11 protein-coding genes are annotated in these 7504 nt (G+C 53.3%); all 11 read right to left on the reverse strand.

Annotated elements, in window-relative coordinates; all coding sequences use genetic code 11:
* Positions 1-352: 352 nt before the first annotated feature.
* Positions 353-1150: a DUF3850 domain-containing protein gene (locus IKG78_RS00160; RefSeq protein WP_290937907.1), complete on the reverse strand. Its 798-nt coding sequence runs from the start codon at positions 1148-1150 to the stop codon at positions 353-355.
* Positions 1151-1153: 3 nt separating this feature from the next.
* Positions 1154-1528: an ASCH domain-containing protein gene (locus IKG78_RS00165; protein WP_290937909.1), complete on the reverse strand. Its 375-nt coding sequence runs from the start codon at positions 1526-1528 to the stop codon at positions 1154-1156.
* Positions 1529-1735: 207 nt separating this feature from the next.
* Positions 1736-2239, reverse strand: coding sequence for a DUF1353 domain-containing protein (locus tag IKG78_RS00170; RefSeq protein WP_290937911.1), 504 nt, complete (start codon positions 2237-2239; stop codon positions 1736-1738).
* A gap of 1 nt (position 2240) precedes the next feature.
* The gene (locus IKG78_RS00175; protein WP_290937913.1) at positions 2241-2711 is read right to left on the reverse strand and encodes a DUF5675 family protein; all 471 of its coding nucleotides are present in this window, start codon (positions 2709-2711) and stop codon (positions 2241-2243) included.
* A 198-nt stretch (positions 2712-2909) separates the two neighbouring features.
* A complete protein-coding gene (locus IKG78_RS00180) occupies positions 2910-3053 on the reverse strand; it encodes a hypothetical protein (protein ID WP_290937915.1) in 144 nt (47 codons plus the stop codon).
* Positions 3050-3229 (reverse strand): hypothetical protein, encoded by a 180-nt coding sequence (locus IKG78_RS00185; protein WP_290937917.1) that lies wholly within the window; start codon positions 3227-3229, stop codon positions 3050-3052. The genes IKG78_RS00180 and IKG78_RS00185 overlap by 4 nt, the downstream gene beginning before the upstream one ends.
* Positions 3216-3869, reverse strand: coding sequence for a DUF3164 family protein (locus IKG78_RS00190; protein ID WP_290937919.1), 654 nt, complete (start codon positions 3867-3869; stop codon positions 3216-3218). Before IKG78_RS00190 ends, IKG78_RS00185 begins: the two co-directional genes overlap by 14 nt.
* A 7-nt stretch (positions 3870-3876) precedes the next feature.
* Positions 3877-4338 (reverse strand): regulatory protein GemA, encoded by a 462-nt coding sequence (locus IKG78_RS00195; protein WP_290937921.1) that lies wholly within the window; start codon positions 4336-4338, stop codon positions 3877-3879.
* Positions 4335-5231: an AAA family ATPase gene (locus IKG78_RS00200; protein WP_290937923.1), complete on the reverse strand. Its 897-nt coding sequence runs from the start codon at positions 5229-5231 to the stop codon at positions 4335-4337. The genes IKG78_RS00195 and IKG78_RS00200 overlap by 4 nt, the downstream gene beginning before the upstream one ends.
* 106 nt (positions 5232-5337) lie before the next feature.
* Entirely contained in the window at positions 5338-5526 is a 189-nt protein-coding gene (locus IKG78_RS00205) for a hypothetical protein (RefSeq protein WP_290937925.1), read from the reverse strand.
* Positions 5526-7504: DDE-type integrase/transposase/recombinase (locus IKG78_RS00210; RefSeq protein ID WP_290937927.1), on the reverse strand; the 1979-nt coding region annotated here is incomplete at its 5' end. The genes IKG78_RS00205 and IKG78_RS00210, both read right to left, overlap by 1 nt.

Raw genomic sequence — 7504 nt, forward strand, 5'->3', positions numbered from 1 at the left:
TATGCTAAAGCGGAAGAAATGAGACAAGATTAAAAAGAGGAAATCAAGCCGGAAGCCTTGATTATATTGGGTTTGCTTGTCTCATTTTACCCGATAAATGTGTGTTTTTTGATTTTGCCGTTTTTTCGTAAATTTCGCCATGTGTTCTTTCGATGCGAAAATGTCTCACGAGTGGTGAGACATTTTTATTTTATTGAATTGGCGTTTTTGAGCCGTTTAAGGCGTTTTGAATTTTTATTGAAAAATGGGGTGCGGACATTTCGTGCGGACATGTTTTTTGAGTTTGTCGCATTTTGTGAGACAAAAAAAAGCCTCGGTTTTGTCCGAGACCCTAGAATTTTGGCGGTTGGTGTTATTTGCTTGGGTTGCTGCTTTTCGTCTTTTTCTTTTGCAGTATCTGCGAGAACTCTTCGATTGTTGGCACGCAGAGCGTGTCTTTACCGTAATTGCTGGGTGAATCCATGTCTCCAATGCCTGTTCCCATGCGTTTTGATGTGGCGTAATGCTTGACCATTTCATGGACTTCAAAGGCGTTGAACGGGTATTCCATGCGGTCAAAACCATAGAAGTTGAGCACTGTGCCAATGTGTGGATCGTTGAAAGTGAGCTTTTTGTATTTCTTGGCGAGCTCTGCGGTTTTCTTGAGGAGCAGCGGGAGCAGGAGTTCAAGCTGGCTATCTGTTTCGGCTTGTTCGGGGGTCTTTTGGTTGGCTTGGTAGTCCTTCCAGTTCCTGAGTGCGGCATGCCAGTCGGAGAGCGGAAGGCCGGATTTCATCTTCCAGCCGGTCATTGCGTAGTAGTTGTAGAAGCGTTTTGCACAGTCTGCGGACTTGCCGATTGTGGCGGCGTATTCTATGGCTTCGGCTTCGCTTTGCGGGTGGTTGCCTGCGTTTGTTCTGGAGTTCTTTGCGGAGCGTTTGACGCTGAAAACGCAGTAATCGTCCTTAATTCCTTCGGAGTCCTCGGAGTGCATTATGAACTTGATGATGACGATAAGCGAGCGGCCTGTTTCTTGTGCACCATCCATTTCGAAGAGCACGAGACGGTCACCGACGGAATACAGGCGGTCAGCCCTGCGGATGACGAATGTCAAGTCGCCATTCAACAGCGGTTCAAATTTCTTTTTAGTGACTTTCAAGATGTGTTCCATAAGTTACCTCTTGATGTATTGCCAGGACTGTGGCGGGCGTGTCGCTCCGAGGTCTTCCAGCTGGAGCCAGTTCGGTTCAAATTCGTCGGCTCCTTCAATTACCCATCCGTAAAGTTTGCCGTTGCCTTTGTACTTGATGATTTCTTCGCGGGAAACGCAGGATTTAGCACAGATTTCATCAGTAATTTCTTTGATTTCGAATGCTTCCGTTACAACCATACGCCCATCGATGCTGCGGACATCCGTATTGTAGATGTAAACGGTAGCGTCAAGATAGCCGCCTGTTTTCGGGGCTGTCTTGCGGAGTTCCAGTGTTTTCTTGCCCTGATAAATGAGGTCTGCCCATTTACCGTGCATGCTCATGAGTATGTCTTTCATTATGCTATCCTCGATAATGTTGAAAGAAGCTTGAAGATTATGGCGATCATGAGGCCGAACGCGAACAGATTGCCAAGGAAGATGATTATATGGAGGCTGTAGGCCTTGAAACCGTGCCTAATTCGGTGCTTTAGCGTGTCGAAATTGCCCATTTCGGTGCGCTTTTTTGAGGTCTTTTGCATGTTTGGCTCCTTTAAAAAAGACCCCTTACGGGGCCTTGATTTTGAGTTTTTTGCCGTTGAAGCTCTTGAGAACTTGCCCTTTGTCTAGCCATCGCATCCGCACAAGCGTTTTGTTGTGGTTGTAGATGGGGCCTTGGTCTTCGTCGAGGGTGTTGTAGTGCGAACCGGCACAGATCTTGACTGCATAGTAAACCGCGTTGCGCTTGAATGGTCCGATGCCTGCGTGTTCCAGCATTTCGCGAAGGAGCTGGTCGGAGAATTTCTTGCTGAGAAATCCGTGATAGTTCACATCGTGGATCATCCACGCGATTGCGAGCTTGATATCGCCAATCTTCGGGATGAACGGATTCACGACAGATGGGCCGCTGCGAAAATCAGTGATATAGCCGGGGTGGATTTCATAGACGAGGACTCCGGGGATGAGCGAAGACTGGATTTCGATGTGCATCTTGTACTGGATTTCCCAGAGGTCGGTGCGGTCCATGTATTCTTTCCATGTCGGGATGTCGGGGCGAATGGCTAAGTTCATTTTATCTCTTGTTGATGATGGTGAGGGTCGCTTCGTTGTAGTCCTCGGTCATGTACTCGATGACCTTGGACGTGGCGTTTTGATAGATGATGTTCGACTTTTCGTCGTGTTTGAAGGCCGCAAGGATGCAACCTTGTGTGTCCTCCGGGCGGTTTCCACCGTGGATGCGAACCCCAGCAAATCCGGGCACGTTCAAAATGAGCGGGAGCGGTCGCTGGAAGCGTTTGGAGTGCGTAATGATGCACTGGTATGTGCCTGCGGGGATTGCCGTCTTTCCGGGAACTTTCGGGCCCGTGCGGACTGTGGGTTCCATGGTGTAGCAGACGAAATGGCCCTGCGGGTCGTATTCTCGTGACCGCCATGTCTTGAGGTCGGTGTCGAGGTATTCGCGTGATATTTTCATCCAGCCGATGGTGCGGTCCGGGAGGAAGATTTTGCGTTCGATGTTGATGTGGATGCGTTTGAATTTCATGGCTAGAAATGGTTGAGTAGGTTGATGACGATAGCGAAGCCTAAGATTTCGGCTGCCGTGAGTGCCGTGAAGGCGATAATGAGCTTGTTGGTGCGCTGCATGGTTCCTTGTTGATTGGTTAGTACCCGTGCGGGGGCTTACACCCCGCGCCATCCACTCCATGGCTGTCTTTGCAACGGGCTGTGGTCACGAAAATGGCTAGAACGTGACCGTGATGGTAAGGACTGCCGCCGCTACCCAGTAGATGACCTTGCGGATGTCCATATCTACGATGCCGTAAACGATGGCCGCCGCAATGTCAAGGATGATGAGGACCAGCGGAAAGATTTGTTGTTTGCTCATCCCTTCTCCCACTTTGCAAGCAGGTCGTTCATTGCCGCGTGGGGGCTTGTGCCTACGCCGCGCATGAGTTCCTTGCCTGCCGATTGCCTGATGACGACTGCATAACCGTGCGTGTAGTCCGCTTCGAGGGAGAGCTGGTCGCGGAAGAAGTCGAGCGTCTCTTTACTGTTCGGCATTCTTGACTTCCTCTGCGTCAACTTGGATGTCGTTGAAGTTCAAGCTGATTTCGTTCCAGCCACCTTCGGGAACATCGGTGTTCTTGGAGCGGAAGCGGAGTGCCATCTTGGAGGACTTCACGAAGATGGAGTCGTCAAGGAGCTGCATGGCCTTTTTCCATTCGTGGTCCTGGATGTCGATGCGCTTGAGCTTGAGGAGCATCGCCGTATTGATGCGGCCCTGCTTGTCAACGGAGAACGCCTGAGCGATGACCTTGGAAAGCGTCGGGTCGGTGTCCTTGAGCTTGTCGTTAATCCACTTGTCGATGGTAGTCTTGACCATCTGTAGGCGTTCGTCGAAACTGATGGTCTCGTCAATGCGGCGTTCGATGCAGAGGTTCTGCGAGAAGTTGTAGAGGAGGATGTTGCCTTTCCAGCCTTCGCGGACCTTGTTGTCCTTCGCAAGTTCCTTGAGGTACTTTTCGATAGAACCCACGATGTCGGCCTTTTCGCTCGCGAGCTTGTCGGAGAGCTTCTGCACCTTCTTGATGATGGATTCGACGAGCTTGTCCTTTTTCTTGTCTTCGGGACGGATGTATTCTTCCGGGACGGGGCGGCCCTTGGAATCGAGCCAGTTGCCTTGTTTGTCTTTTTGTGCCATAAGTTACCTACTTGGTTTGAGTTGTGTGTTGTTTAAATTCGTCGGGAGTCATCGCCCCCATGGTCTTGATTGCCCTGATGAGCGTCTGTGCGTCATGCATCGTTATCCATCTTACGTGGTCGATGCCTGTGAGACGCTTGACGAACGCGTCGAGGGCCTTCTTTCGGTCTGCGGCGGTCGTCGCCCTGCTCACCTTTGCCCACATCGCCTCGATTGCCCTCAGCTGCCTGGGTGTCGCCAAGTGTTTCTTGCGTTCCACGAGGTCGTTGAACTTCTGCACGTTGCCGTGGACCTTTTCGCGGAGTTCCTTGATGAGCTGGAAGCGCTGTTGCGGGTTCAGTTCCTTGGAACTTTGGACATGGTAGCGGTCGTTAAGCATGTCGCGGTACGCTTCGTCGTTCAGCCCGAGGAGCCTTGCAAGGCCGTGGATGACCTTGAAATCCTGTGCGCGGCGGTCTGCGGGTGTCATTGGGCTACCACCAGCATCTGTGACGCACTTTCAATGATTTCATTGTCGAGCGTGTCCCGTTGGTTGTTGCGCATGAGTTCGCGACTCCACATCACGAGGTGTGAAAGCAGACGGAAGTTGCGGCGGCAAGTCTTTGCGCACTGTTCAATGACGTTCGGCTCGTAGTTCTCGAATCGGCTATCGATGTAGGCCTTGATATCCGCATCCTTGAGGAGCTTTGCCCTGCACGGTGCACTGATGCGGCTGTTCAACTGAGCGTAGTGGTTGCGGTCACCCTGTACGTTCTTTTCGAGGCGGGGCATGCCGCAAAGTGCGATGCCCACACCCGCCTTGTCGTGCACCCTACGGATAAGTTCGAGTGCGCGGTAGGGCAGGTGCTCTGCCTCGTCGATGATGATGAGACGGCCCGAATCCTTGAGCTTTGCAACGATGCGAGCTCTCTTCTGGTAGAGGTTTCCACGGTCATCGAGTCCGAGTGCTGCACAGAGTTCGTCGAAGAGAGCCTTCGCGGTGTAGCCGAAGTCTGCTTCGACGAGAATTACAGACGGGTGCGTCTTGGCAAATTCCTTGAGGGCGGTGGTCTTGCCGCAGCCTGCGTCGCCCGTGAGCATCCCGCAAATCTGGTGAGCGAGAACAAGGCTGCAGAACTTTTGGATGGTCTTGAAAGCGCTTGTCTGCACGATGCCGTCGTTCGTCTTGAACTTGGCGCGTTCGGCTTCGGTATCAAGAAAGTCCTTTGCTTTGTCGCAGATGGAGTCAATGTCGCCCGTGTAGCTGCCCTTGAGGAAGTAGCTGAGGGTGGCGGGGCTTATGCCGAGGGCCTTTGCGACTTTCGTCTGCGAGGCTCCCGTGCGTGACATGTAGTCGTTGAGCTGTTCGATAATCTGTTCCATATCTATCCTTATGGGTTGTTGTTGAAAGTGGGAGCCTCCGGGGGCGGCATACAAGGAGGTGTGTGAAGTGTTGCGGCTTGTGCCGCTGCCCCCATCGGCAAATTCATTAGAGGAGTCCGTGTTTCTTGAGCCTTACCTTGATGCGGAAGTAGGTGCGGATTTCGTCAGCCGGGAAACATCCGGCCACCCTGCCGCCGTTCCTGATGATGTACAACGCCTTCTCGACGTTCCTTTTCGCTACAGGCCCTGCGACGGCACGGAAAATCCTGAGTAGCTGTGTTGTGTCCAAGTCCATTATGCGTGCCTCGCGAGTTCTTCCCAGAGCGATTCGGGTTCGGTGGTTTCGCCGTCGTCATCGTCTCCGAGCAGGTTGATGATTTCGCCGTTGCCGACAAGTTTGTCGTTCTTGAGCTGGGCGGTGTCCTTGTCATGGCGTGTGATGTGCGTCGGGCCTTCCGGGATGAATACGCCCTGCGGGCCTACTGCGGTGCGCATTGCACCGATGTATTCTGCCGCCTGTTCCTTCGTCATTTCCGGGCAGATTTCCTTGAGGAGCTTTTCTTCGTGCCGCTTGCGTGCAACGCCTTCGGCGATTTGCGCCTTGGAAACCGCATCGTCATCCTTGACCATCGCTCCCACGGAGCTTTGCAGGTAGCATTCGCCGATAAGCTTCTTGTCGGAGTCGTAGCACCAGGCTGTGCGCATGTCTTCGGGGTCGTATCTGAAAGTAACCTCGCGGCCCTTGTAAACCGGCATCCATTCTGCCCAGTACCAAGTATCCATCTGTGCGTAATGGAAGCCCATGTGCATGATGCGACCCGTTACCGTGCGGCTTACGAGCATGGAGAGCGTGTCCTTCGAGACGCGGCGCATCGGTTCACGCTTCACGATTTCTGCGTTCCATAGCTGTGCGCGGGTCATACCGTTGTGGTGTTTGCCCTGGCACGGAAGGCCGGGAAATACGTTCGTCATGTAGTCCTGTGCGAGGTCGTAGAACTCATCCCAAGTGAGGAAGTCGCCACGCTTGAGCACTCCCTTCAGGGGCTCGGGCTTTTCGACGACGGTGCCGCCCTTGAAACTGTTGAACATCCTGTCAAAGCCGTTTTTAATGACCAGGAAGTTGCGTTCAATGATCTTTGCACGGGCGTTGCGCACAATGGCGAAGTGCATCTTGATGCCGAGGCGGCTTGCCAGGGATTCCGCATACTGTTCGTCCTCGACAATCTTGTTGCCTCTGCTTTGGCCGGAGAAGTCACGGTTGCGGTATTCGCGGCCATTATCGACATAGAGTTCTTCAGGGAGTCCGTAACGCTCGATGCCGTTGCGGATGGCCCTGAGCGTGTTTTCCGTGCCCGGTGCGTCGTGGTGCAGGCACCAGCCCATGGGCATGTATGTCTTGAAGTCCATGAAGAGCGTGATGTAGCAGGTGGCGGGCTTCTCTTGACCCGGAACTTTCACGAACACGTCCCACGTGCGGGTATCGCCCACCCACACTTGCCCAGCCTTGAGGTCGGAGTAGTCACGGTCGAGGTGGTAGCCCTTATTGTCGTAGAACTTCTTCTTGCCTTCGCGTGCAAAGTAGATGACATCGGGCGCGAACTCGGTCTTGAGCCTGCGGGTAAAAGCGGATGCGCTTGGGAACTCGCTTTCGTCTGCGACTTCGCCGCGTTCCAACGCCTTGCCAAGCGCTATCATTCGGCAAGAGAAAACGCTTATCTTGTTCGCTGTCAAGTACGCGGTCTTGAAGTCCTCGAACATCGCGTCGCTCACGGTGGATTTCATCGTCTCGCGGTGGTTGATGAGGGCAATCTTGCCGCAATCATCGACAGCAGCACGCTGACGGTAGATGCTCTTGATGCTCGTCTTCATTTCGGGATGGGCCTTGTTCCATTCATCCACGAAACGCCCGAGCTCCTTCGTGCCCGTGATGCCTTCGCACTTGAGCAAGATGAGCGTCCACTTGTCATAGTTTTTCTTGGACCTGCCACAAGAACGGTCGTAGGCTCGGCTCAGAAGGTCAAGGTCTTCCTTGGGTCTTGTCACGCTCGAAAGTTCCGGCAGGCATCCTGCGATATAGCGGTCGCATGCCTCTTTCGGAAGCGAGCGGACGTTTATCTTCACGACCTTGCGTCCGTTTTCCTCTTGCCATTCGTACTCCCAAAGAGGGAGCTGGCGGCGGACGTGTCGCTCGGAAATGCCCAGAAGCTCTGCGGCCTTTTCTGTGGATATCCAAATAGGTTTCATCGGTGGCCTAGCGGTTGAGTGCCCTTGCG

This window comes from Fibrobacter sp. (assembly GCF_017545445.1).
In the GTDB taxonomy this organism is placed as follows: Bacteria; Fibrobacterota; Fibrobacteria; order Fibrobacterales; family Fibrobacteraceae; genus Fibrobacter.

What these genes read in the sequence shown, in the direction of transcription:
- IKG78_RS00160 (WP_290937907.1), bottom strand. Translation starts at nt 1,150, where the DNA reads ATGGAACACATCTTGAAAGTCACTAAAAAGAAATTTGAACCGCTGTTG.
- IKG78_RS00165 (WP_290937909.1), bottom strand. Translation starts at nt 1,528, where the DNA reads ATGAAAGACATACTCATGAGCATGCACGGTAAATGGGCAGACCTCATT.
- IKG78_RS00170 (WP_290937911.1), bottom strand. Translation starts at nt 2,239, where the DNA reads ATGAACTTAGCCATTCGCCCCGACATCCCGACATGGAAAGAATACATG.
- IKG78_RS00175 (WP_290937913.1), bottom strand. Translation starts at nt 2,711, where the DNA reads ATGAAATTCAAACGCATCCACATCAACATCGAACGCAAAATCTTCCTC.
- IKG78_RS00180 (WP_290937915.1), bottom strand. Translation starts at nt 3,053, where the DNA reads ATGAGCAAACAACAAATCTTTCCGCTGGTCCTCATCATCCTTGACATT.
- IKG78_RS00185 (WP_290937917.1), bottom strand. Translation starts at nt 3,229, where the DNA reads ATGCCGAACAGTAAAGAGACGCTCGACTTCTTCCGCGACCAGCTCTCC.
- IKG78_RS00190 (WP_290937919.1), bottom strand. Translation starts at nt 3,869, where the DNA reads ATGGCACAAAAAGACAAACAAGGCAACTGGCTCGATTCCAAGGGCCGC.
- IKG78_RS00195 (WP_290937921.1), bottom strand. Translation starts at nt 4,338, where the DNA reads ATGACACCCGCAGACCGCCGCGCACAGGATTTCAAGGTCATCCACGGC.
- IKG78_RS00200 (WP_290937923.1), bottom strand. Translation starts at nt 5,231, where the DNA reads ATGGAACAGATTATCGAACAGCTCAACGACTACATGTCACGCACGGGA.
- IKG78_RS00205 (WP_290937925.1), bottom strand. Translation starts at nt 5,526, where the DNA reads ATGGACTTGGACACAACACAGCTACTCAGGATTTTCCGTGCCGTCGCA.